Origin of the sequence: Curtobacterium sp. MCPF17_046, assembly GCF_003224295.1 — a bacterium.
In the GTDB taxonomy this organism is placed as follows: Bacteria; Actinomycetota; Actinomycetes; order Actinomycetales; family Microbacteriaceae; genus Curtobacterium.
This window is the reverse complement of record NZ_QKLB01000013.1, coordinates 58,838-79,898: the sequence shown is the minus strand read 5'-3', so window position 1 is coordinate 79,898 and position 21,061 is coordinate 58,838. Positions and strand designations below refer to the sequence as shown.

The 21,061-nt window shown below is 71.4% G+C and carries 21 protein-coding genes; 9 read left to right on the top strand and 12 right to left on the bottom strand.

From position 1 onward, the window contains the following. Positions 1 to 62 precede the first annotated feature (62 nt). From DEJ32_RS12120 to DEJ32_RS12110, 3 genes are all read right to left on the bottom strand, one after another. Positions 63 to 698 carry a TetR/AcrR family transcriptional regulator gene (locus tag DEJ32_RS12120; protein WP_181420667.1) on the bottom strand — a complete coding sequence of 212 codons (636 nt, stop codon included), beginning with the start codon at positions 696 to 698 and terminating at the stop codon, positions 63 to 65. A 76-nt stretch (positions 699 to 774) separates the two neighbouring features. Then, positions 775 to 1,071, bottom strand: coding sequence for a hypothetical protein (locus DEJ32_RS12115; RefSeq protein ID WP_110901455.1), 297 nt, complete (start codon positions 1,069 to 1,071; stop codon positions 775 to 777). Positions 1,072 to 1,217: 146 nt separating this feature from the next. Then, positions 1,218 to 2,396 (bottom strand): epoxide hydrolase family protein, encoded by a 1,179-nt coding sequence (locus DEJ32_RS12110; protein ID WP_110901454.1) that lies wholly within the window; start codon positions 2,394 to 2,396, stop codon positions 1,218 to 1,220. An 84-nt stretch (positions 2,397 to 2,480) separates the two neighbouring features. Between DEJ32_RS12110 and DEJ32_RS12105 the strand changes: the two genes are divergently transcribed. From DEJ32_RS12105 to bla, 4 genes are read left to right on the top strand one after another with little or no spacing between them, the layout of a single operon-like run. Next, positions 2,481 to 3,071, top strand: a complete 591-nt coding sequence (locus DEJ32_RS12105) for a MarR family winged helix-turn-helix transcriptional regulator (protein ID WP_110901453.1) — start codon at positions 2,481 to 2,483, stop codon at positions 3,069 to 3,071. A gap of 11 nt (positions 3,072 to 3,082) precedes the next feature. Further along, on the top strand, positions 3,083 to 3,994 hold the full coding sequence (locus DEJ32_RS12100) for an NmrA family NAD(P)-binding protein (RefSeq protein WP_110901452.1): 912 nt from the start codon (positions 3,083 to 3,085) through the stop codon (positions 3,992 to 3,994). Between the two features lie 47 nt (positions 3,995 to 4,041). Beyond that, positions 4,042 to 4,839, top strand: coding sequence for an SDR family NAD(P)-dependent oxidoreductase (locus tag DEJ32_RS12095; RefSeq protein WP_110901451.1), 798 nt, complete (start codon positions 4,042 to 4,044; stop codon positions 4,837 to 4,839). Further along, complete coding sequence (gene bla / locus DEJ32_RS12090; protein ID WP_110901450.1) at positions 4,836 to 5,777, top strand: class A beta-lactamase; 942 nt, start codon at positions 4,836 to 4,838, stop codon at positions 5,775 to 5,777. The genes DEJ32_RS12095 and bla overlap by 4 nt, the downstream gene beginning before the upstream one ends. 10 nt (positions 5,778 to 5,787) lie before the next feature. Here bla and DEJ32_RS12085 read toward each other — a convergent pair whose 3' ends face one another. From DEJ32_RS12085 to DEJ32_RS12065, 5 genes are all read right to left on the bottom strand, one after another. Next, positions 5,788 to 6,777 carry an alpha/beta hydrolase gene (locus tag DEJ32_RS12085; RefSeq protein ID WP_110901449.1) on the bottom strand — a complete coding sequence of 330 codons (990 nt, stop codon included), beginning with the start codon at positions 6,775 to 6,777 and terminating at the stop codon, positions 5,788 to 5,790. A gap of 154 nt (positions 6,778 to 6,931) precedes the next feature. Then, complete coding sequence (locus tag DEJ32_RS12080; RefSeq protein ID WP_110824801.1) at positions 6,932 to 7,948, bottom strand: ABC transporter substrate-binding protein; 1,017 nt, start codon at positions 7,946 to 7,948, stop codon at positions 6,932 to 6,934. Between the two features lie 56 nt (positions 7,949 to 8,004). Next, complete coding sequence (locus DEJ32_RS12075) at positions 8,005 to 8,856, bottom strand: ABC transporter ATP-binding protein (protein ID WP_110901448.1); 852 nt, start codon at positions 8,854 to 8,856, stop codon at positions 8,005 to 8,007. Further along, on the bottom strand, positions 8,853 to 9,947 hold the full coding sequence (locus DEJ32_RS12070; RefSeq protein WP_258369043.1) for an iron chelate uptake ABC transporter family permease subunit: 1,095 nt from the start codon (positions 9,945 to 9,947) through the stop codon (positions 8,853 to 8,855). The genes DEJ32_RS12075 and DEJ32_RS12070 overlap by 4 nt, the downstream gene beginning before the upstream one ends. Then, positions 9,944 to 11,023 (bottom strand): iron ABC transporter permease, encoded by a 1,080-nt coding sequence (locus DEJ32_RS12065; RefSeq protein WP_258365907.1) that lies wholly within the window; start codon positions 11,021 to 11,023, stop codon positions 9,944 to 9,946. The genes DEJ32_RS12070 and DEJ32_RS12065 overlap by 4 nt, the downstream gene beginning before the upstream one ends. A 28-nt stretch (positions 11,024 to 11,051) precedes the next feature. On the opposite strand from DEJ32_RS12065, the gene DEJ32_RS12060 reads away from it, so the two are divergent. After that, on the top strand, positions 11,052 to 11,876 hold the full coding sequence (locus DEJ32_RS12060) for a siderophore-interacting protein (RefSeq protein ID WP_110901447.1): 825 nt from the start codon (positions 11,052 to 11,054) through the stop codon (positions 11,874 to 11,876). Between the two features lie 22 nt (positions 11,877 to 11,898). Next, the gene (locus DEJ32_RS12055; RefSeq protein WP_110890154.1) at positions 11,899 to 12,285 is read left to right on the top strand and encodes a VOC family protein; all 387 of its coding nucleotides are present in this window, start codon (positions 11,899 to 11,901) and stop codon (positions 12,283 to 12,285) included. An 87-nt stretch (positions 12,286 to 12,372) separates the two neighbouring features. Here DEJ32_RS12055 and DEJ32_RS12050 read toward each other — a convergent pair whose 3' ends face one another. Genes DEJ32_RS12050 through DEJ32_RS12040 form a run of 3 tightly spaced genes read right to left on the bottom strand, consistent with a single transcriptional unit; the run spans position 12,373 to position 15,661 of the window. Next, on the bottom strand, positions 12,373 to 13,287 hold the full coding sequence (locus DEJ32_RS12050; RefSeq protein WP_110901446.1) for a carbohydrate ABC transporter permease: 915 nt from the start codon (positions 13,285 to 13,287) through the stop codon (positions 12,373 to 12,375). Position 13,288: 1 nt separating this feature from the next. Further along, complete coding sequence (locus DEJ32_RS12045) at positions 13,289 to 14,254, bottom strand: carbohydrate ABC transporter permease (RefSeq protein ID WP_110890153.1); 966 nt, start codon at positions 14,252 to 14,254, stop codon at positions 13,289 to 13,291. Between the two features lie 45 nt (positions 14,255 to 14,299). Beyond that, a complete protein-coding gene (locus DEJ32_RS12040) occupies positions 14,300 to 15,661 on the bottom strand; it encodes an extracellular solute-binding protein (protein ID WP_110824793.1) in 1,362 nt (453 codons plus the stop codon). A gap of 234 nt (positions 15,662 to 15,895) precedes the next feature. On the opposite strand from DEJ32_RS12040, the gene DEJ32_RS12035 reads away from it, so the two are divergent. After that, positions 15,896 to 17,398 carry an alpha-N-arabinofuranosidase gene (locus DEJ32_RS12035; RefSeq protein ID WP_110901445.1) on the top strand — a complete coding sequence of 501 codons (1,503 nt, stop codon included), beginning with the start codon at positions 15,896 to 15,898 and terminating at the stop codon, positions 17,396 to 17,398. Positions 17,399 to 17,840: 442 nt separating this feature from the next. Here DEJ32_RS12035 and DEJ32_RS12030 read toward each other — a convergent pair whose 3' ends face one another. Beyond that, positions 17,841 to 18,878 carry a LacI family DNA-binding transcriptional regulator gene (locus DEJ32_RS12030; protein ID WP_375342320.1) on the bottom strand — a complete coding sequence of 346 codons (1,038 nt, stop codon included), beginning with the start codon at positions 18,876 to 18,878 and terminating at the stop codon, positions 17,841 to 17,843. Between the two features lie 211 nt (positions 18,879 to 19,089). On the opposite strand from DEJ32_RS12030, the gene DEJ32_RS12025 reads away from it, so the two are divergent. Both DEJ32_RS12025 and DEJ32_RS12020 read left to right on the top strand, forming a co-directional pair. Beyond that, on the top strand, positions 19,090 to 20,040 hold the full coding sequence (locus DEJ32_RS12025; RefSeq protein WP_110901443.1) for a carbohydrate ABC transporter permease: 951 nt from the start codon (positions 19,090 to 19,092) through the stop codon (positions 20,038 to 20,040). Then, positions 20,037 to 20,999, top strand: coding sequence for a carbohydrate ABC transporter permease (locus DEJ32_RS12020; protein ID WP_110901442.1), 963 nt, complete (start codon positions 20,037 to 20,039; stop codon positions 20,997 to 20,999). Before DEJ32_RS12025 ends, DEJ32_RS12020 begins: the two co-directional genes overlap by 4 nt. The last annotated feature ends 62 nt before the right edge of the window (positions 21,000 to 21,061 follow it).

The window sequence follows — 21,061 nt, the reverse complement described above, 5'->3', positions numbered from 1 at the left end:
TGGGGTGGTTGGTCGGAGTGGGGTGCGCCGGTGGACCCCGGGGGAGTGGTCGGTGGAGCAGGTCAGGATTCGGGGAGGTAGCCGCTGCGGACGCTGTGCACGAGCCGCCCGAGCAGTGCGTCCCAGGCGGCCCGGGCGTCGTCGTCGAGCCGCGGTCCGGTGGTCGTGAGCCAGTGGTCGGCGATCACGACGATGCCACTCATCAACGAGTCCACCAGCAGGGCGGTGTCCAGGGCATCAGCTGCGGGATGGCGACGGGCGACCTCGCTGCGGAGGCGTCCCGTGACGCGCGCGAAGGCGGTCTGCGTCAGGGCGGTGGCCTTCGGGTCGTCGCCCTCCGGCTCGCCGAGGATCCGGTGCAGGCGGACGATGGCGCTCGGCAGGTCGGTGCCGCGGGCGGCCGACTCGAGCTCGTCGAACATCGCCGACCGTGAGCCGTCCCCGACCGGCGTGCTGGCGATCTCGGCCAGGAACCGGTCGATGATGACGGACAGGGCCTCCTCGCACACGGCCAGGCGTACCTCGTCGAGCGAGGCGAAGTGGTTGAAGACGGTGCGCCGGGCGACGTCGGCGCGTGCCGCGAGTTCGTCGACGCTGAACTCGCCGCCGCGGTCTTCGATGAGCTCGCGGGCAGCGCCGAGGATCGCCTCGCGGTGCCGTTCCTTGAGGGCAGCACGGCGATCGGGCGAGCGGGTCACGACGTCGACACTAGGTGCATCGATGCACTCGGTGCATCTTCGCCGGGCCGATCCTCAGGAACGTCCCCCGGTCGACTCAGCGCGGTGCGCGCCGGTGCCGTCCGTGTCGCTGCAGCAGTGCCACCCAGCGGGGGAGGCGGCGCTCGCCGGCGACGACCGCCTCCACGGTGCTGGACGGTGCGAATGCGAACCAGGGGCAGTTGGGGCAGACGTGCAGCCACTCGTGGACGGCGAGCCCGACACCGTAGTACTGGTTCCGGGCGACGCGGAGCGGGCGTGAACACCGGGGACAGGACAGCTTGCCGCCGTCCCGGTCGATCGCGATCGATGGGGTGGTGTCTGCAGTGGTGCGTGCATCGTCGACAGCAGTCATGGCCCGAACCTCTCCGGTGTCCCGTCACGCTCCGTTGCGTGGCTGTGCGGAGAGGATACGACGCGTCCGGCCGCGTCGCACACCCGGTCACCGCCGTGTCCCGTGGACGCGGAGCCGGGTGTGCGGCGCTGCCGGTGCGGGTGGTGTCAGCGGAGCTGACGGAACGTCGCGCGGATGTCGGCGACGAGCAGTTCCGGCTGCTCGAGCAGGGCGAAGTGGCCGCCGCGGGCGACCTCGCTGAAGTGCACGAGGTGCGTGTACCGACGTTCGGCCCAGCGGCGGGAGCGTCGGACGTACTCGCCCGGCATGATGCTCAGGCCGACCGGGACGGTGAGCGGTGCCTCCACCGTGCCGGGGTTCGCCCACCCCGTCCGGTTCGCCTCCCAGTACATCCGCGCCGAGGATGCCGCGGCGTTCGGGAGCCAGTAGAGCATCACGTCGTCGAGCACCTCGTCGCGGGTGAACAGCCGCTCGGCGTCGCCGTGTTCGTCGTGGGAGCCGCCGACGTCCTGGAACATCGCGTAGATCCACGCGGCCAGGCCGACCGGGGAGTCGCTGAGTGCGTAGCCGATCGTCTGGGGGCGCGTCGCCATCTGCTGCGAGTAGGCGGACAGTTCCTGCCAGTAGTGGCCGCTCTCCTGGAGCATCGCCTGCTCCTCCGGGGAGGCGTTCCGGACTTCGTCGTCGGTCGGCATGAGCGCCATGTTGAGGTGGATGCCCGCGAGCCCGATCCCCTCGGCGGCTTCGAGCGCGGCGAGTCCGGCGGTCACGGTCGCGCCGAGGTCGCCGCCCTGTGCGAACCAGTCCGTGTACCCGAGACGGTGCATCAGCACCGACCACGCACGTGCGGTGCGCGCCAGGTCCCAGCCCGGGGTGGTCGGCTTCCCCGAGAACCCGAACCCGGGCAGGCTCGGGATGACGAGGTGGAACGCGTCCTCCGGCGCGCCGCCGTGGGAGACAGGGTCCGTGAGCGGCCCGATCGCGTGCCGGAACTCGAGGACGGAGCCGGGCCAGCCGTGGGTGAGGAGCAACGGCCGCGCTCCCGGCTCGGCCGATCGGACGTGGAGGAAGTGCACGTCGAGCCCGTCGATCGTCGTCGTGTGCTGGCCCCATCCGTTCAGGAGCGTCTCGACCCGTCGCCAGTCGTAGTCGGTCGCCCAGTGCTCGACCAGGGCGCGGACCTTCTCGAGCCGCGGACCCTGCGAGGTGTCGGGCACGGTCTCCCGATCGGGCCACCGGGTGGCGAGCAGGCGCTGCCGGAGTTCGTCGAGTTCCTCCTGCGGGACGTCGAGGGTGAAGGGGGTGATCGCGGTTTGGTCGCTCATGGTGGTCTCCTCGTCGGGAAACACTTGCTCCCGCCCGGAGATGATCTTTGCACAAGACGATCTCGGAGGTGTACCGTCTGCTGTATGGACGATCGAGTGGCGACAGGCGACCTCCCTGAGATCGACTGGGACGCGCAGGGCATCGAGACCGAGCTCGGTTGGGCCGTCCCCCTCGTCCTCCAGGAGTACGTCCGGCTCGGGAGCGTGGCGGTCGCGGACGTCCCCGGCGGTCCCCGCGGCTACCAGGTGCTCGTGGCGACCACGACGGAAGAAGCCTCCTCGCAGCTCCTGCTCGCGAACCGACTCGGCATCGACAAGACCCAGATGACCTACGTCATCGACGCGCTCGAGGCCGGCGGGTTCGTCGAACGCCGACCGGACCCGACCGACCGCCGTGTCCGTCAGGTGCACCCGACCGACGCCGGGCGCGCCCTGCTCAGCCGCACCCGCCGGACCCTCAGAGCTGCCGAGGAGGTCCTCATGCGGCACCTCGAGCCGGACGAACAGACAACGATGCGTCGGCTCCTGGCCCGCGTCGCGCTCGCCGCTGGGGCAGGGACAGCAGGAGCGCGCGGGGACGACCCCGCGTTCGAGCACCCCCTCGCCGTCCCGGAGCGATCCCGGCGGCGCACGCAGACCACCACCTCGTCGACCTCGTCGACCACCCCACAGTGAGGCCACTCCCCATGACCAGTACCGTCCTCGTCGCCGGCGCCACCGGCGACCTCGGCCAGCGCATCGTCCGCGAACTCCTGGAGCGTGACATCCGCGTCCGGGTCCTCACCCGCCCCGGGAGCGGGACTGCCACCGACCTCTTCAGCGCCGACCCGCGCGTCGACGTGGTCGCCGCGGCGTACACGGACCACGCGGCCCTCACCGAGGCCGTGGCAGGGGTCGACGTCGTCGTCTCGGCCGTCAGCGGGACCCGTCCCGTGATCGTGGACGCGCAGCGCGCCCTGCTCGCGGCGACCGTCGCGGCCGGCGTGCCGCGCTTCATCCCGTCGGACTACTCGGCCGACTACCGACGCATCACGCCCGGCACGAACCGCAACTTCGAACTCCGACGCGAGTTCGCCGCCGAGGTCGACGCCGCGCCCGTCCGCGCGACGTCGATCCTCACCGGCATGTTCACCGACCTGCTCACCGGCCAGGCGCCGATGATCCTGTTCGGGCGGCGCCGGGTCCTGTTCTGGTCCTCCGCCGACCAGGTCCTCGACTTCACCACGAAGGACGACGTCGCCCGCGTGGTGGCCCTCACCGCGTTGGACGACGACGCCCCGCGCGTCGTCGAGACGGCGGGCGACCACATCTCGGCACGGGACGTCGCGCACATCATGAGCGAGTTGACCGGGACCGCCTTCCGCCTGCAGTGGGCCGGCACGACCGGGACGCTCTCCGCGATGAGCGCGGTCGGGAAGCGGCTGTCGGGGAACCCGGACGAGACGTTCCCGGCCTGGCAGGGGATGCAGTACTTCGTGAGCATGTTCAGCGGGGAGGCGCAGCTGCGGCACGTCGACGACGACCGCTACGGTCCGCACACCTGGACGACCGTCCGCGACGTGCTCCGAGCACACCTCGAGCCGAACGCGACCCGGTGACGGAGGGGCCGTGACGCCCCGGCCGGAGGACCGTTAGCGTGGCGGCCATGACGCAGATCGACCTGACCGGGCGGACCGCCCTGGTGACCGGCTCCACGCAGGGCATCGGACTCGCGATCGCCGTGGGCCTGGCCCGCGCCGGGGCGTCGGTGGTCGTGAACGGACGCGGTGCCGACGGGGTGCAGCGGGCGATCGGTGCCGTCCGCGACGCCGTCCACGGGGCGCAGGTCGACGGTGTCGCCGCCGACCTGTCCACGGCGGACGGCGCGGCCGCGGTGCTCGACGCGCACCCGCACCTCGACGTGCTCGTCAACAACCTCGGGATCTTCGGCAGCCGCGACCCGTTCGCGATCACCGACGACGAATGGCGCCACTACTTCGAGGTGAACGTCCTCTCCGCGATCCGCCTGATCCGCTCCTACCTGCCCGCGATGACCGAGCACGGGTACGGGCGCGTGGTCTCCATCGCGAGCGACTCCGCCGTCGTCACCCCGGCCGAGATGATCCACTACGGCATGACGAAGACGGCGCTCCTGGCCGTGACGCGGGGGTTCGCCAAGGCCGTCAAGGGCACGGGCGTCACCGTCAACACCGTGATCGCCGGACCGACCCACACCGCCGGCGTCGAGGACTTCGTCGCCGAGCTGGTCGGCACCGACCTGCCCTGGGACCAGGCGCAGCGCACGTTCATGCGGGAGCACCGGCCACAGTCCCTCGTCGAGCGCCTGCTCGAACCGGAGGAGGTCGCCCACATGGTGACCTACCTCGCGTCGCCGCTGGCGTCCGCCACGACGGGTGGTGCGCTCCGCGCGGACGGCGGGTACGTCGACGCGATCCTGCCGTGACCGGGCGACGGGTCGAGCGCACCCGGGTGGCAGCGCTCGCCGCGGTGGTGGCCCTGTCGCTCGGCCTCGCCGGGTGCCAGGACGCAGCTGCGACCGATGCGACGCACAGCCCGTCCGGGACGGCCGCCGCGACCCCCGGACAGTCGACGCCGACGCCGGACGCGGCTGCCGAGCGGGCCTTCGCGGCACTCGAGACCGAGCACGACGCCCGGCTCGGCGTCGTCGCGATCGACACCGGCAGCGGGGTCGGTGTCGCACACCGGGCGGACGAGCGGTTCGCGTTCGCCTCGGCGGCGAAGGTGTTCATCGCCGCGACCGTGCTCGACGCCGCCGCACCGGACGACCTCGACGCCGTCGTGCCGATCGGACAGGGCGACGTGCTCTCGTACGCGCCGGTCACCGGTCAGCACGTCGGCTCGGGCATGACGGTGCGCGCACTGCTCGCGGCGATGGTGCGCTCGAGTGACAACACGGCGGCGAACCTGCTCGTGGCCAGGGTCGGCGGGCCGGCTGCCGTGCAGCGGTGGCTCCGCGGGATCGGGGACGACGTCACCCGGGTCGACCGCGTGGAACCGGACCTGAACGAAGCCGTGCCCGGTGACGAGCGGGACACGACCACCCCGGCGCAGTTCGCCGCCGACCTCCGCACGGTCCTGCTGGGCGGTGCCCTCGACCCCGACGACCGCGCGTTGCTCGTCGGCCTGATGCGCGGGACGACGACGGGGGCGGGGACGATCCGCGCGGGCGTGCCCGAGGGCTGGACGGTCGCGGACAAGACCGGCACCGGGTCGTACGGCGTGCGGAACGACGTCGGGATCGTGACACCGCCCGGGCGTGACCCGATCGTGCTCGTCGTGATGACGGGCCACGACACCGCGGACGCCGAACCGGACGACGCGCTCGTCGCCGCTGCCACCCGCACCGCCCTGCGGGGCTGATCCCCGTCGGTCAGCGGGGGAGCACCGCCGACCACCGCTCGACGGCGTCGTAGGCGCGCTCGCGCACCGGCGCCGCCGAGAGCACGACGTCGTGCAGCGCGCCGTGCAGTCGGCGGACCGTCACCTCGTCGCCGAGTGACAGTGCGCGTCTCGCGACGGCGTCGACGTTGAGGGCCACGTCGGCGTGGGACATGCCCTCGTTCCACCGCGGCTGCAGCATGCTCTTGTCGCTGAGCATGACGAGCACCGGGACCGTGAGGCCGAGCCCGTGCGCGACCCGCTCCTGCCCGGCGAACACCGCGGCCAGCCAGCCCGGGTGCAGCGGGAAGCCGCGTTCGGGTCGCCACCGTTGGTCGTACGTCCACGACCCCTCCGCGGAGCTCGACACCGTGCGCGTGTAGAAGCCGGGGTCGACCGCCGGCATCGGCGCGAGGGGGTTCCGCTTCGCACCCAGCTTGATGACCGGCGCGACGACCGCCCGCCCGATCGCGTCGGCCTGGAACTCGAGCCACGGGCTGTTCAGGACGAGTCCGTCGACGAGCGCCGGGTGCCGCGCTGCCCAGAGCGCCAGCGTGAGGCCGCCCGTGGAGTGGCCCATCGGCACGAGCCGCCGGCGCTGCCCGGGGTGCTCCGCCCGGATCGCGTCGAGCGCGGCGGCGATGTCCTCGTCGTAGGTGACCAGGTCGCCCACGTGCCCGGGCGTCTGGTGCGGCCGCAGGCTCCGCCCGTACTTCCGCAGGTCGAGGGCGTGGAAGCGGGCGCCGAGCCGTTCGACGCGCTCGGCGAGCTCGGTCTGGAAGAAGTAGTCCGACCACCCGTGCACGTACAGGACGTCGACGTCGTGCAGCGGACCGGCGTGGGGTCGGAGCCGGTCGGTCATCGTCCGCCGCCGACGGACCAGGGTGGCGACGACCGGGCCTTCGGCGTCCTCGCCGAGCGGGAGCTCGAGTCGCTCGTACGGCGGGCCGAGGACGTCCTCGTGCCACCCCGCGTCGGTCATGCCTCGTTCCTACCGCACGACGCTGCGCGACGACGGACGGGAGGTCCCCACCGGGCACGGCCGCGACGCCGCTGGCGCGTCGCCGCGGTACCGGCCGGCGTGGGCCCACCGCACCTTCGGGTGGAGGGCCTCCCGTCCGTGGTCGTGGGGTCGCTCAGGCGACCGGCTCGCTGTCGTCGAGCCAGCCCGCGAGCTTCGTCATGTAGTCGGCCTGCGAGGCGTAGTCGAGCGCCGGGAAGGTGAAGCTGTGCACCTGACCGGCCTGCAGGGCCGGGTTGTCGGCGAACGTGGGCTGCTTCTCGAGGTCGGCCACCTGGTAGCCCTGCTGCGACAGCAGGATGACGTCGGCCGAGATCTGGCCCGCGTTCTCCCAGCTGTAGATGCCCCAGTAGAAGCCCTTCGGCTTCGGGGTCACCAGGTCGACGCCGAAGTCGCTCCACATCTGCAGCGTGGGCTCGTCGGACGGGCGGGTGACGTAGGCGCCGTCACCGTCGGCGTACATCGAGACGACGGACAGGCCGCTCTCCTCGGACGCGGTCCGGAGGGTCTCCTTCGCCGTGTCGAACTGCTGCTCCGCGGACTCCACGGCGGACTCGTCGGCGCCGAGGTCCTCGGCGAGGTCGGCGATGTCCTCGATGACGTCGAGGCCCTTGCCGCCCCACTTGACCGTCGCGACGGGGGCGATCGCCTCGACCTGCTCCTGCTGCTCCTTGTCCTTGAAGCCGTAGGCCGGCTGCGAGGCGTCGAGCGTGCCCTCCGCGTCGGTCGGGTAGACCGAGGTCACGACGAGGTCGGGCTTCAGCGCGGCGAGCTGCTCGAGGTCGATGTCGCCGTAGGCGGTGCCGAGCTGCGTGATGCCGTCCTGGTCGAGGTCGTCGAAGCGGGCGTCCTTCGCCATCGGGAGCTGGCCGAAGGTGCCGACCGGGCGGAGGCCGTACTCGATGAACGAGATCGCGATGTCGTTCAGGACCACGACGCGCTCCGGCGTGTGGTCGACCTTCACCGTCGTGCCCATGGCGTCCTCGTACGACCAGGCCCCGGACGACGCCTTCGCGTCGTTGCCGGTGTCGTCGGAGGCACCGGTGCCGGAGCACCCGGTGAGGATGAGGGCCGTCGCGGTGACGGCGGTCAGGAGGGCGGCACGAACGGAGCCGCGGCGGGGAGTGTTCACGTTAGGTGAGCCTAACCTAACCAGGAGTTCCGCACCAGTCCGGGTCGCCCTCGGCCTCAGTCCGCGTTCCCGTCCGCCTCCGGCACGACCATCGGCGAGCCGGTCACCGGGTCCGGGATGACCCGCGCGTGCAGCCCGAACGCCCGCTCGAGCAGTGCCGGCGTGAGGACGTCGACCGGGGACCCGTCCGCGACGACCCCGCCGTCGTGGAGCACCACGAGGCGGTCGGAGTAGCGGGCGGCCAGCGTGAGGTCGTGCAGCACCATCACGACCGTGGCGCCCTGCTCCCGGTTGATCCGACGCACCAGACGCAACACGTCGAGCTGGTGCGCGAGGTCGAGGTAGGTGGTGGGTTCGTCGAGCAGGAGCGTGTCCGCCCGCTGCGCCAGGACGAGCGCGATCCAGGCGCGCTGCCGCTGCCCGCCGGACAGGCTCGCGACGTCGCGGTGGGCGACCTCGGTCAGACCGGTCGCGGCGATGGCGTCCTCCGCCACGGCGGCGTCCTCGGCGGTCCAGGGTCGGGCCCACGACTGGTGCGGGTTCCGGCCGCGCATCACCAGGTCGAGCACGCTCGTCCCGGCGGGGGCGAGGGGCGACTGCGGGAGGATCGCGAGCTTCCGCGCGACCGCCCGGTTCGCCTCCTTCCGGATCGGCGCACCGTCGAGCAGCACCTCGCCGGACTGGGGCTTGAGCACGCGGCCGAGCGCCTTGAGGAGCGTCGACTTGCCGCAGCCGTTCGCGCCGAGGAACGTCGTCACCGTGCCCCGCTCCACCGCCAGGTCGAGGTCGCGGAGCACCGGGTGCTTGTCGTACCCGACGGACAGGCCACGGGCCTCCAGGACGGGTCCGGCGTGCACGCGGTCCGGCGTGGTCACGGCCGCGAGGGCCGGCGGGGTCGTCGTGGTCATCGGGACATCTCCTTGCGGTGACGGATGAGGAGCCGGATCAGGTACGGGGCGCCGATCACGGTGGTGACGATGCCGACCGGCACCTGCCAGGGGAACGCCGACCGGGCGAGCAGGTCCGCGCCGAGCACGAGCACCGCCCCGAGGGCCGCCGACAGCAGGAGCGGCGGCCGGTTCGTCCCGGCCAGTCGCACGGCGATCTGCGGCACGACGAACGCGACGAACCCGACCGGGCCCGCGGCAGCGACCGCCGCGGCCGTGAGGACGACCGCCAGGCCGATGACGAGCAGCCGGTGCCGCTGCACGCCGAGGCCGACGCCGGTGGCGACCTCGTCCCCGAGCTGCCCGATCCCGAGCGCCGCCGACGTGGCGAGCGCGATCGGGACGCCGACGGCGGCGATGACGAGGAGCGGCCACACGGTCGTCCACGACGTGCTCGACAGGCTCCCGACGAGCCACTGCGACGCCGCGGTCGCCTGGGTGATCTTCGCGCGGATGAGCAGGTAGCTCGTGACCGCGTCGAGCGTCGCGCTCACCCCGATGCCGACGAGGATCAGGCGGTGGCTCTGCACCCCGCCACGCCAGCCCAGGCCGTAGACGATCGTGGCGGCGACGAGCGCCCCGATCGTGGCGGCGACGGGGATGCCGCCGCCGAGGACCAGGGCGCTCACCGAGTAGCTGCCCCCGCCGAGGACGACCGCGGCCACGGCGCCGACGCTCGCGCCCGAGGTCACGCCGATGATGTCCGGCGTCCCGAGCGGGTTGCGCGTGAAGGTCTGCGTCAGGGCTCCGGCGACCGCCAGGGTCACGCCGACCAGGGCCCCGGTCAGGACGCGGGGGAGGCGCAGGGTCGTCACGATGAACGACTCCGGCCCGGACTCGAGTCCGAGCAGCGCCCGCACGACCGTGCCCGGTGCGATGAAGGTCGAGCCGATCGCGACGCCGAGCACGACGAGGAGCAGGGCGGCGACCACGGCGACGACCGAGGCGGTGAGGACCCGCGGACGCCAGGCGAGCCCGATCGGCCCGATGCGGATGCCCTTCCGGGACCCGGTCGGTGTCGCGGCGGGCGCGGTCGTGGTCGCCGCGCTCACAGGGACACCAGCGATCGACGGCGTGCGACGGCGACGAACACCGGTCCGCCGATGACGGCGAGCACGATCCCGACCTCGACCTCGGCGAACCCGCCCACGAGTCGGCCCACGACGTCGGCGAGCAGGACGAGCGCGGCGCCGAGCAGCGCCGAGGCGGGCAGGGTCCAGCGGTGACCGGTGCCGACGACGGCCCGGGCGACGTGCGGGACGGTCAGCCCCACGAACGCGACCGGACCGGCGGCCGCCGTCGCACCTGCGGCGAGGAGCGTGATGCCACCGAGGCCGACGAGCCGGGCGGTGAGCAGGTCCTCCCCGAGTCCCTTCGCGAGCTCCGAGCCGAGGCCGAGCGCGTCGAGGGCGCGGGTGTTCCAGATCGCGAGCACGAGTCCGACGGCCATGAACGGCCACGCGGCCTGCAGGACGTCGAGCTGTCGGCCGGACAGTGACCCGACCACCCAGAGCCGGTACGCGTCGAGGGACTCCTGGTCGGTGAGGACGATGAACGAGGTCAGGGCGCCGAGCAGCGCGGACACCGCGGCGCCGGCCAGGGCGAGGGGGACGGGGCTCGCGGTCCCGCTGCCGGCGACCGTGACGGAGAAGACGACGACGCTGGCGACCAGTGCGCCGACCAGGGCGAACCAGACCGAGGCGCCGGTGCTCGTGACACCGAAGACGTACACGCCGAGCACGACGGCGAGGCCGGCGCCGGCGGAGACGCCGAACAGCCCGGGGTCGGCGAGCGGGTTCCGCGTGTGCCCCTGCATGAGGAGCCCGGCGATCCCGAGCGCGGCGCCGACGCTCGCGCCGATCAGCGTGCGGGGGATGCGGGAGCCCCAGACGACGGCCTCGTCGGTGCCCGAGCCGCTGCGGGTGAGGCCGGCGAGCACCCGGTCCACGCCGATGTGGTTGCTGCCGAGGAGCATGCTCGCGACCGCTGCGCCGAGCACCAGCACCGCCAGCCCGAGCAGGACGCCGACCCGACGACGAGCCGTCCGCCGGTGGACGCCGGTGGCACCGATCACCGCTCCGGGAGGGGCAGCGGGCGCGGTTCGGACGGCGAGGGGAGGGGGTGGCACGGGAGCCATATTAGGTTAGCCTTCCCTCATGGCGAAGATCCCGAGGCTGATGCCCGAGAACCCGCGGCTGTTCCGGGCGCGGGTCGTCCGTACCGAACGGCACACCCCGTCGGTCCACCGCGTCACCATCGCGAGCGACGAGATCCGCGACTTCCCGTTCCTCGGCTTCGACCACTGGTTCCGCCTGTTCCTGCAGCGCCCCGAGCAGGACGCCTTCCGGATGCCCGAGCTCGACGGCGCCACGTGGTGGCCGCAGTACCTCCGCATCCCCGAGGAGTCGCGACCGCACTGCGCCAACTACACCGTCGCCGGACACCGGCCGGAGCTCGGCGAGATGGACATCGACTTCGTCGTGCACACCGACCAGGACGGCGGACTCGAGGGCCGCGCGGCGATCTGGGCCTGCAGCGCCCGACCCGGTGACGAACTCGCCCTGCTCGACCAGGGCTGCATCTTCGACTGCCCCGACGACGCCAGCGAGGTCGTCATCGCCGCCGAGGAGACCGGCCTGCCCGCCGTCGTCGGCATCGCCCGCTCGCTGCCGCGCGACGCCGTCGGCCGCATCATCCAGGAGGTCCCGACCGCGGACGACGTCCGCGACCTCGACGCCCCCGCCGGGGTCACCGTGACGTGGCTCGTGCGCGGCGACGCCACCGCGGTGCCCGGTCGTGCGGCGCTCGCCGAACTGCAGCGGCACGTGCCCTGCGACGACCGCGGGTACGCCTTCGTCGTGGGGGAGTCCCGACTCGCCACCGAGGGCCGCCGCCACCTGCACCGCGCCGGGCTGCCCAAGTCGCGGATCACGTTCTCCGGCTTCTGGAAGCACGACGCACGGATGCCCGTCCCGGCCTGAGCGGCGCGCGTATCCTCGCGCCATGAGCTGCCGCCTGAGCGAACTGGTCCTCAACTGCGACGACCCCGAGGCGCTGTCGCGCTTCTGGTGCGCCGTCCTCGGCTACGTCGAACTCGGCGCGGACGAGGACGGCATCGAGATCGGCCCGGCGTCCGGCTTCGGCGGCGCTGCGCCCACGATCATCCTCTCCCGCGTGCCGCACGCGAAGACCCAGCCGCTGCGCCTGCACCTCGACGTCAACCCGGTCGACCGCGACCAGGACGCGGAACTCGAGCGGCTCCTCGCACTCGGTGCCCGTCCGGCGGACGTCGGGCAGACGGGCGACGAGTCGTGGCACGTGCTGCAGGACCCCGAGGGCAACGAGTTCTGCCTGTTGCGCACGCGGCTCGCTCCGCTCGCCTCCGCCTGAGACCACCCACGACGGACGGGAGGCTCCCCACCGACTGGTGGGGAGCCTCCCGTCCGTCATGCGGTCCGGACCATGGTCCGGGCCGGGTCAGCCCTTCAGGCCGGAGCCCGTGACGCCCTCCACGATCTGCCGCTGGAAGACCAGGTAGAGGATGATGAGCGGCAGCGCCGCGAGGAGCGCGCCCGCCTGGATGTCGGCGTACCGCTGGCCGAAGCTGCCCTGGACCGTGGCGAGCCCGACCGGGATCGTCATGAGGTCCGGGTTCGACAGCACGAACAGGGGCAGCAGCAGGTTGTTCCACACCCCGACGAAGGTCAGGATCGTCACCGCGGCGATCACCGGACGCGACAGCGGCAGGATGACCGACCAGTAGACCTTCCAGATGCCGGCACCGTCGATGCGTGCCGCCTCCTCGAGCTCCTTCGGGATGCCGTCGAAGAACTGCTTGAAGATGAACACCGCGATCACCGCCGGGACCTGCGGGAAGATCACCGACCAGTAGGTGTTCAGCAGGCCGACCGCGTTGAGCTCCTGGAAGATCGGGATGATCAGGACCTGCGTCGGGATCATGATGCCCAGGATGATGAGCAGGAACGCCACATTGCGGCCGCGGAACACGAGCCGGGACAGCGCGAAGGCCGCCATCGAGGCGAACAGCACCGTGAGCACCGCGGTGATGACGCTCGTGATGCCGCTGGCGAGGTACCAGTTCCAGATGTCGCCCGACTGGAACAGGGACGAGTACGAGTGCACCGTCGGGTTCCAGTCCGACAGGATCTTGCCGGCGCCGAGCGCGGCCACCCCGTTGTCGGAGAGGGACGTCTTCAGCGCGAACAGGCTCGGGATGAGCCAGATGATCGCGAAGACCGTCAGGACGACGCCGGAGGCGATGGTGAAGCCCCTGCCGGAGACACCGATCTTGGCGGCGCTCGTCGGGGCGGCCGAGGAGACACCGGTACGGAGCTTGGTGCGGCCGGTGGTGATGCTCTCGGTGGTGGTCATCTCAGGCCCCGATCTCACGCTTGGCGGCAGCGCGCTCGACGAGCTGCCGGATGACCGCGATCGCGACGATCACGATGAACAGGAGGACGGACGCCGCGGACGCCGCGCCGAGTCGGTTGTCGGTGAAGCCGACGCCGGTGATGAGCTGCAGCGAGACCTGGGTCGAGATGCCCGGGCCGCCGTTCGTCATCAGGTAGACCTGGTCGAAGATCTTCAGGGACGCGATGATCTGCAGCAGGATGACGAGCGTCGTTGTGCGGCCGAGCAGCGGCAGCGTGATGGACTTGATCTGCTGCCAGTTCGAGGCACCGTCGACCGCGGCCGCTTCGTACAGCTCACGCGGGATCTCCTGCAGGCCGGCCAGGTACAGCACGAAGTTGAAGCCCAGCGTCCACCAGACGGTCGCGATCGCGACGCCGATCATCGCCGTGTTCGGGCTGGAGAGCATGCCCGAGCCCGGGGTCATGCCGAGCGCGGTCTGCAGGCTCGCCCACAGGCCGGTGCTCGGCGTGAAGATGAACACCCAGATGAGGGAGATCGTCGCCGAGGGCAGGATGAACGGCAGGAAGAACGCCAGGCGGAAGAACCACTGCCCCTTGTTCATCCGGTTCGTCAGCACGGCGAAGACGAACGCCAGGATCACCAGCGGCGGCGTCGTGTACAGGGTGAACTGCAGCGTGTGCCAGAGCGACGACCAGAAGTCGCTCCGCCCGAGCATCTCGGCGTAGTTCGCGAACCCCGCGAAGCTGCCGAGCCCGGTGCGCACGGTCGAGGTGTTGAAGAAGCTCGTGACGATCATCCAGATCGTCGGGCCGAGCAGGAAGGCCACGTAGAACAGGCCGAAGGGGGCGAGGAACAGCCACCCGCTGCGGCCCTGGCCGCTGGTGATGCTGGTCCGGTGTGAGCGGAGCCGCCGTGGTGCAGTGGCCGCATCCGTGGGGCGGTCGAGGACTGGTGCTGTGGTCACGTCATCGTGCCTTTCGCGGGGTGTTCACGGTGTTCGCGCGCCTGGTCACAGGGGGCTCGGGGTGTTGAGGTACGTCGCCAGCTGGCTCTTGATGGCGCGGAGTGCCTGGGCCGGGCTCGAGCTGCCCTGCTGCACGAGCGCGAGCTGGGCGCCGACGGTGCCCTCGAAGGTCGACCCGGACCCGCCGTACCAGGCGGCGTCGTCGAAGACCGCCGTCTCGGCCGCGGCGGCGTAGTTCGACTGCGGGGTGAGCTCCTTGTACGCGGTGCTGTCGAAGGTCGGCATGTACGCGGGCACGTGCCCGCCCTCGGCCCAGGTCAGGCTCTGCTCGAGCATCTGCTTGATGAAGAGCATGTGCTGCTTGCGCTGCTCGGGCGTGCGGTCCTTCTTCGGCAGGATGAAGGTGTGCGCGTCGGCCTGCGTGGCGGGCTTGTCGTACAGCTGCGGGATCGGCGCCATGCCGAACTCGAGCCCCTTGATCGACTGGGCGGTGCTGATCTCCCACTCGCCCTGCATGAAGAAGCCGGCCTTGCCGTCGAACATGAGCGACTGCGCGGTGGCGTAGTCGAGGGCCTTGTTGAGCCACCCTTCCTTCACCCACTTCTGGGTTCGGCTCGTGACCTCGTTGTAGGCGTCCTCGTTGACGGTGAGCTTCGCGCCGCCGTCGCTGATGAACGGCGTCGCGCCCTCGATCTGGTTGTACATCGTCCAGAAGAAGCGCCACGGGGTCGCGGTCTCGGGCACGACGTTCGCGACGTTCAGCGCGTTGCCGCCGGTGACCTTCGACACCGCGGCGAGGGCACGCTCGAAGTTCTCCATCCCGTCCAGGTTCGTGAGCTGGTCGTCGCTGTCGAGCAGACCGGCCTTGCGGCAGACGTCGACGTTGTAGAACAGCACGAACGGGTGCGTGTCGAGCGGGATCGCGATGTTGTTGCCGTCGGTCTTCTGCGCCGTCCAGGCCTTCTGGTTGAAGTCGCTCGCCTTGAGGCCCACGCTCGCCAGGTCGTCGGCCGTGATCGGGTCGAGCAGGTCGCCGTCCCAGAGCGGCTTCGCGCGGGTCAGGTGCGCGATCGCGACGTCCGGCGGCTTGTTCCCGACGGTCGCCAGTGTCACCTTCGAGTAGTACGGGTTGCCCCACGCGAACGTCGTCGCCTGCAGGGCGGAGGAGCCGCCGTGCTGCTTCGCGTACCCGTCCTCCATGGTCTTCATGCGGACGCCGTCACCGCCACCGAACAGGTTCCAGAAGACGAGCGTCTCGGGGGCGAGCGGGGTTCCGGCGAGGCCAGCGGAGAGGGGGCTCGCGCAGGCGGCCAGCGGCAGCACGGTGGCCGCCGCGGCTCCGGCGGCGAGCAGGCTCCTGCGGGTGAACGCGGACCCGCGGGGTGGCGGGACGGGACGGTTCGGCATGGCATCACTCCATCGGGACGGGCCGAAGCGGGACGTCATCCAGGGGAGGAGTGCTGTCCCGTTCTCGGGGCGTCGGTGCCCCGTGAGCGCTCACGTTAGCGCCGCGCCGTCGGGCGCGCCAGCCCTTCCGTCCCGTGTCGACACCCGATAGCGTTTCCCTCAGGTGAGCGCTCACTTCCGTGACGCCGCGGAACACAACTGCTCGACGCACAGCCTGATCGAAGGAGATCATCCATGCCCCGCACACACCTCGTCCTCGACTCCGCGTTCACGGTGGGCCCGGTGCGGCGCCGACTGTTCGGCGGGTTCGTCGAGCACCTCGGGCGGCACGTCTACGACGGCATCCACGAGCCTGCGCACGAGTCGGCCGACGAGCACGGCTTCCGGAAGGACGTCATCGAGCTGGTCAAGGAGCTCGGCGTCACGACCATCCGCTACCCCGGCGGCAACTTCGTCTCCGGCTACAAGTGGGAGGACGGCGTCGGCCCCGTCGACCAGCGTCCCCGCCGGCTCGACCTGGCCTGGCACTCGACCGAGACGAACGAGGTCGGCCTGCACGAGTTTCAGCAGTGGCTCGACTCGGTCGGCTCCGAGCTGATGCTCGCGGTGAACCTCGGCACCCGCGGCACCGCCGAGGCGATCGAACTCCTCGAGTACGCGAACATCCCCGGCGGGACGGCCCTGTCCGAGCAGCGCCGGGCGAACGGCAAGGACGAGCCGTTCGGCATCACGATGTGGTGCCTCGGCAACGAGATGGACGGACCGTGGCAGCTCGGCCACAAGAACGCCGAGGACTACGGCAAGCTCGCGGCGATGACCGCCAAGGCCATGCGGCAGATCCAGCCCGGTCTGGAACTGGTGGCGTGCGGGTCGTCGGGCGCGTCGATGCCGACGTTCGGCGAGTGGGAGCGCACCGTCCTCGAGCACGCGTACGAGGACGTCGACTACATCTCGGCCCACGCCTACTACGAGGAGGACGACGACCTCACCTCGTTCCTGGCGTCCGGCACCAACATGGACCACTTCATCAAGACGGTCACGACCGCGGCGGACCACGTGCAGGCGCACAAGAAGTCCGACAAGCGCATCGACATCTCGTTCGACGAGTGGAACGTCTGGTCGATCACGAAGTGGGAGGAGAAGGCGAAGACCTTCACGCTCGAGGACTGGCCGGTCGCCCCGCGCCTGCTCGAGGACGTCTACACGGTCGCCGACGCCGTCGTGCTCGGCGGGCTGCTCATCTCGCTCCTCCGCCACGCCGACCGCGTCGCCTCCGCGTCGATCGCCCAGCTCGTGAACGTCATCGGCCCGATCATGACCGAGCCCGGGGGCGAGGCCTGGCGTCAGACGACGTTCTTCCCGTTCTCGGTGACGTCGCGCCTGGCCCACGGCACGTCGCTGAACGTCGTCGCCTCGGGCGACACGGTCGACGGCGGCAAGCACGGCACCGTGCCCGTCGTCGACTCGGCCGCCACCGTCGAGGACGGCCGCGCCGCGGTGTTCCTCGTCAACCGCCACCAGACCGAGAGCACCACGGTGACGATCGACCTCGCCGGCCTGTCGGTCGAGGGCGACGTGCACGCCGAGGGCATCTGGGACGACGACCTGCACGCCGTGAACGACCTGACGGACACCGCCCGCGTCGGCCTGAAGACGAACGAGTCCGTCCGCCGCGAGGGCGACACGATCACGATCGAGCTCCCGCCCGTGTCCTGGACGGCGATCTCGATCGGTTGAGCGCCTCGGTGCACGCTGCGTGCGGCGGGCACCGAGTGAGCAGAGGACGCCGGGTCCCCGCGGGGCCCGGCGTTCCTCGTGTCCGGCGGACGGCCGGTTTGGCCGGCTGGCCGGGGGGGACATTCGCGCTGAGCGACACCGTTCGCGGGTGCTGCCCCGAATGGTGTCATTCACCGCGAACGGTGCGCGGCGAGGCCCATGCCGGGCCGGCCGGGAGGCGCGCGCCGGGCACGCGCCGCGCCTCCTGTCCGGCGAAGCTCGGCTGGGCGGGACGGCGCGGCACGTGCAGACCGCGTCCCGTCCGTCGTCCGCCGTCCGCGCCAAGGCACGGCTGGGCCGTGCACGACTCGCGCTCAGCGACACCGTTCGCGGCCGCAGCCGCGAGTCGTGTCGCTCAGCGCGAATGCGGCCGAGCGCGCCGGCGCCCCGCCAGCGCCGGCGCTCAGCGCGCGGGCGGCGGCGCGGTGCTCGCGCGCTCGACGAGCCGCACCGGCACGAGGTCCGTCGCCGCGGTGGCGGCGCCACCCTCGATCTGCCTGAGCAGGGTGGCGACCGCGCGGCGCCCGACCTCGTCGAAGGACTGGTGCACGGTGGTGAGCGGCGGCCAGAACGAGTCGGACTCGGGGGAGTCGTCGAACCCCACCACGCTCAGCGTCGACGGCACCGGACGACCGAGTTCGTGGCAGGCGCGGAGCACCCCGAGCGCGGTCTGGTCGTTCGCCGCGAAGACCGCCGTGATCTCGGGACGGGCCGCGATCGACACGCCCGCGCGGTAGCCGGAGGAGGTGTTCCAGTCGCCCTCGAACACCGGGGGGACCGTCCGCCCGGCGGCCGTCAACGTCGCCGCCCACGCTGCCTGGCGCCGTGCGGCCGAGTACGACGACGCCGGCCCGGAGACGTGCCAGACGGTGTCGTGCCCGAGGTCGAGCAGGTGCTGCGTGGCGAGCCGGGCGCCGTCGGCCTGGTCGGTGTCGATGGCCGGGTGCTCGGTGGTGCCGGTCGAGTCGACGACCACCATGGGCACGCCGTCGGGCAGGGCGACCTCGGCGGTGTCGATGACGTGCGACTCGATGATGATGACGACGCCGTCGACCGCCTGTTCGTGCAGGCGGGAGAACGCGCTGCGGACGCCCTCCTCGGTCCGGGAGGCCATCGGCAACAGCGTGATCGTGAAGTCCGCGGCGCCCGCGGCGTCGGCGATGGCCTCGAGCGTGCGCATGTTGCCGAACGACGCCAGCGTGAACATGATCACGCCGATGGTCCGGAAGCGCCCGGAGCGCAGGGCCCGGGCGGCGCGGTTCGGGCGGTACCCGAGCTCGGCCATCGCCTGCTGGACGCGTGTCCGGGTCTCGGGGCTGACGTTGTCGAAGCCGCGGGCCACGCGGGACACGGTCTGCATGGAGACCCCGGCGGCCTCGGCCACGGCGGAGAGCGACGGCGCCCGACGGGGGGAGGCCGCCGGGTCGGTGGTGGTCGAGATGGTCACGCGCCCCCTTCGTGCGGACGGCCGAGGTCGGCGTCCATGCGCGACCGGTGCTGCGAACGCTAGTGCATGTTGACGTTGCCATGCTATTGTCGCCCCGTTCGATGTTGACGTCAACATCAGTCGGTCCGGCCAGCACGGAGTCGTGCTCTCCACCGGACGACCGACCGGCACATCGACGGCTCGCAGGACACGACGAAGGAGTCACATGAGCACGCTCACCGCGCGGAGCCCCGAGGCCGCGCCGCGACGGAGCGAGGGCACTGCTCCCGCCCCGCGTCGCCGTGGGAAGCCCCGAGGTCGCATGACGGGATGGCTCTTCGTCGGCCCGTTCGTCGCCGTCCTCGTCCTCATGCTCATCGTCCCGATCGGGTACGCGCTCTGGCTCAGCCTGTTCCGCGACCAGCTCATCGGCGGCAACCAGTTCGTGTGGTTCGCCAACTACGTCCAGCTCTTCCAGGACGCCAAGTTCTGGTCCGGCTTCGGCCGGGTCGCGGTCTTCCTCGTCGTGCAGGTGCCGATCATGCTCAGCCTCGCCCTCGTCGCCGCCCTCGCGCTCGACAGTGCGCGGCTCTGGGGCACCGGGTTCTTCCGCATCGCGGTGTTCCTGCCCTACGCGGTCCCGGGCGTCGTCGCGGCGCTCATCTGGGGCTTCATCTACGGCAACCAGTTCGGCCTCACCGGTGCCGCGAACGACGCGATCGGCATCGACCTGCTCCAGCCGTTCAGCCCGACCTGGGTCCTCACGTCGATCGGCAACGTCGTCACGTGGGAGTTCCTCGGCTACAACATGCTGATCTTCTACGCGGCCCTCCGCACCGTCCCCGGCGAGCTGTACGAGGCCGCCGAACTCGACGGCGCGGGCCCGATGCGCACGGTCTTCTCGATCAAGCTCCCGGCCCTGCGCGGCCCGATGGTCATCGCCACGATCTTCTCGATCATCGGCAGCTTCCAGCTCTTCAACGAGCCGAACCTGCTCAAGACGCTCGCCCCGAACGTCATCGGCAGCGCCTTCACCCCGAACATGTACGCCTACTCGCTGTCCTTCAGCGGGCAGCAGTTCAACTACTCCGCCACCGTCGCGATCGTCATGGGCGTCATCACCGCCGTCATCGCCTACGTCGTGCAGGTCCGCGGCACTCGACAGGAGAACCGATGAGCACCCTGCAGGGTCCCGCACCCCTCACCGCGACCTCGGCGACCACGACGCAGCGCGACCCGCGCGGCCGCGGCACCCGGGCCTCCCGGAAGGCGGCGCAGCCCGTCGACGGACGCAAGGTGAAGCGCTCCGGCCTGCTCACCGCGGTCATGGTCGTCTTCGTCGTGTACTCGTTCGCGCCGCTGTTCTACCTGCTCGTCAACAGCACGAAGACGCAGGCGTCGCTGCTGTCGACGTTCGGCCTGTGGTTCGGCGGGGACTTCCACCTCTGGCAGAACATCGTCGACACCCTCACCTACAACGACGGCATCTTCGTGCAGTGGCTCGGCAACACGCTGCTCTACGTGGTCGTCGGGGCCGGTGGAGCGACGCTGCTCGCGACCGTCGCCGGGTACGGCATGGCGAAGTTCCAGTTCCCGGGTCGTCGCGCCGTGTTCGCGATCGTCCTCGGTGCGATCGCCGTCCCGGGCACCGCGCTCGCCGTCCCCACCTTCCTGCTCTTCTCGCAGGTCGGCCTGGCGAACACCCCCTGGGCGATCATCCTGCCGTCGCTCATCAGCCCGTTCGGCATGTACCTGATCTGGACCTACGCGGTCGAGGCGATCCCCACCGAACTCATCGAGGCCGCCCGCATGGACGGAGCGGGGGAGTTCCGGATCTTCTTCACGATCGCGCTGAAGCTCCTCGCTCCCGGTGTCGTGACGGTCCTGCTCTTCGCGGTCGTCGCGACGTGGAACAACTACTTCCTGCCGCTCATCATGCTGAGCGACCCGAAGTGGTACCCGCTGACCGTCGGCCTGAACCAGTGGAACGCGCAGGCCACCGGGTCCGGCGCGGAGCCGATCTACAACCTCGTCGTCACCGGTTCGCTCCTCACGATCATCCCGATCGTGGTCGCGTTCCTCTTCCTCCAGCGCTTCTGGCAGTCCGGCCTCGCGGCCGGGTCCGTCAAGGCCTGACTCGCCACCCGTCCCCGGTCCGCACACCGGACCGGCCGGGAGGCCCGGCACGAGTCCGCCAC

What these genes read in the sequence shown, in the direction of transcription:
- DEJ32_RS12115 (WP_110901455.1), bottom strand. Translation starts at nt 1,071, where the DNA reads ATGACTGCTGTCGACGATGCACGCACCACTGCAGACACCACCCCATCG.
- DEJ32_RS12110 (WP_110901454.1), bottom strand. Translation starts at nt 2,396, where the DNA reads ATGAGCGACCAAACCGCGATCACCCCCTTCACCCTCGACGTCCCGCAG.
- DEJ32_RS12105 (WP_110901453.1), top strand. Translation starts at nt 2,481, where the DNA reads ATGGACGATCGAGTGGCGACAGGCGACCTCCCTGAGATCGACTGGGAC.
- DEJ32_RS12100 (WP_110901452.1), top strand. Translation starts at nt 3,083, where the DNA reads ATGACCAGTACCGTCCTCGTCGCCGGCGCCACCGGCGACCTCGGCCAG.
- DEJ32_RS12095 (WP_110901451.1), top strand. Translation starts at nt 4,042, where the DNA reads ATGACGCAGATCGACCTGACCGGGCGGACCGCCCTGGTGACCGGCTCC.
- DEJ32_RS12085 (WP_110901449.1), bottom strand. Translation starts at nt 6,777, where the DNA reads ATGACCGACGCGGGGTGGCACGAGGACGTCCTCGGCCCGCCGTACGAG.
- DEJ32_RS12075 (WP_110901448.1), bottom strand. Translation starts at nt 8,856, where the DNA reads ATGACCACGACGACCCCGCCGGCCCTCGCGGCCGTGACCACGCCGGAC.
- DEJ32_RS12060 (WP_110901447.1), top strand. Translation starts at nt 11,052, where the DNA reads ATGGCGAAGATCCCGAGGCTGATGCCCGAGAACCCGCGGCTGTTCCGG.
- DEJ32_RS12055 (WP_110890154.1), top strand. Translation starts at nt 11,899, where the DNA reads ATGAGCTGCCGCCTGAGCGAACTGGTCCTCAACTGCGACGACCCCGAG.
- DEJ32_RS12050 (WP_110901446.1), bottom strand. Translation starts at nt 13,287, where the DNA reads ATGACCACCACCGAGAGCATCACCACCGGCCGCACCAAGCTCCGTACC.
- DEJ32_RS12040 (WP_110824793.1), bottom strand. Translation starts at nt 15,661, where the DNA reads ATGCCGAACCGTCCCGTCCCGCCACCCCGCGGGTCCGCGTTCACCCGC.
- DEJ32_RS12035 (WP_110901445.1), top strand. Translation starts at nt 15,896, where the DNA reads ATGCCCCGCACACACCTCGTCCTCGACTCCGCGTTCACGGTGGGCCCG.
- DEJ32_RS12025 (WP_110901443.1), top strand. Translation starts at nt 19,090, where the DNA reads ATGAGCACGCTCACCGCGCGGAGCCCCGAGGCCGCGCCGCGACGGAGC.
- DEJ32_RS12020 (WP_110901442.1), top strand. Translation starts at nt 20,037, where the DNA reads ATGAGCACCCTGCAGGGTCCCGCACCCCTCACCGCGACCTCGGCGACC.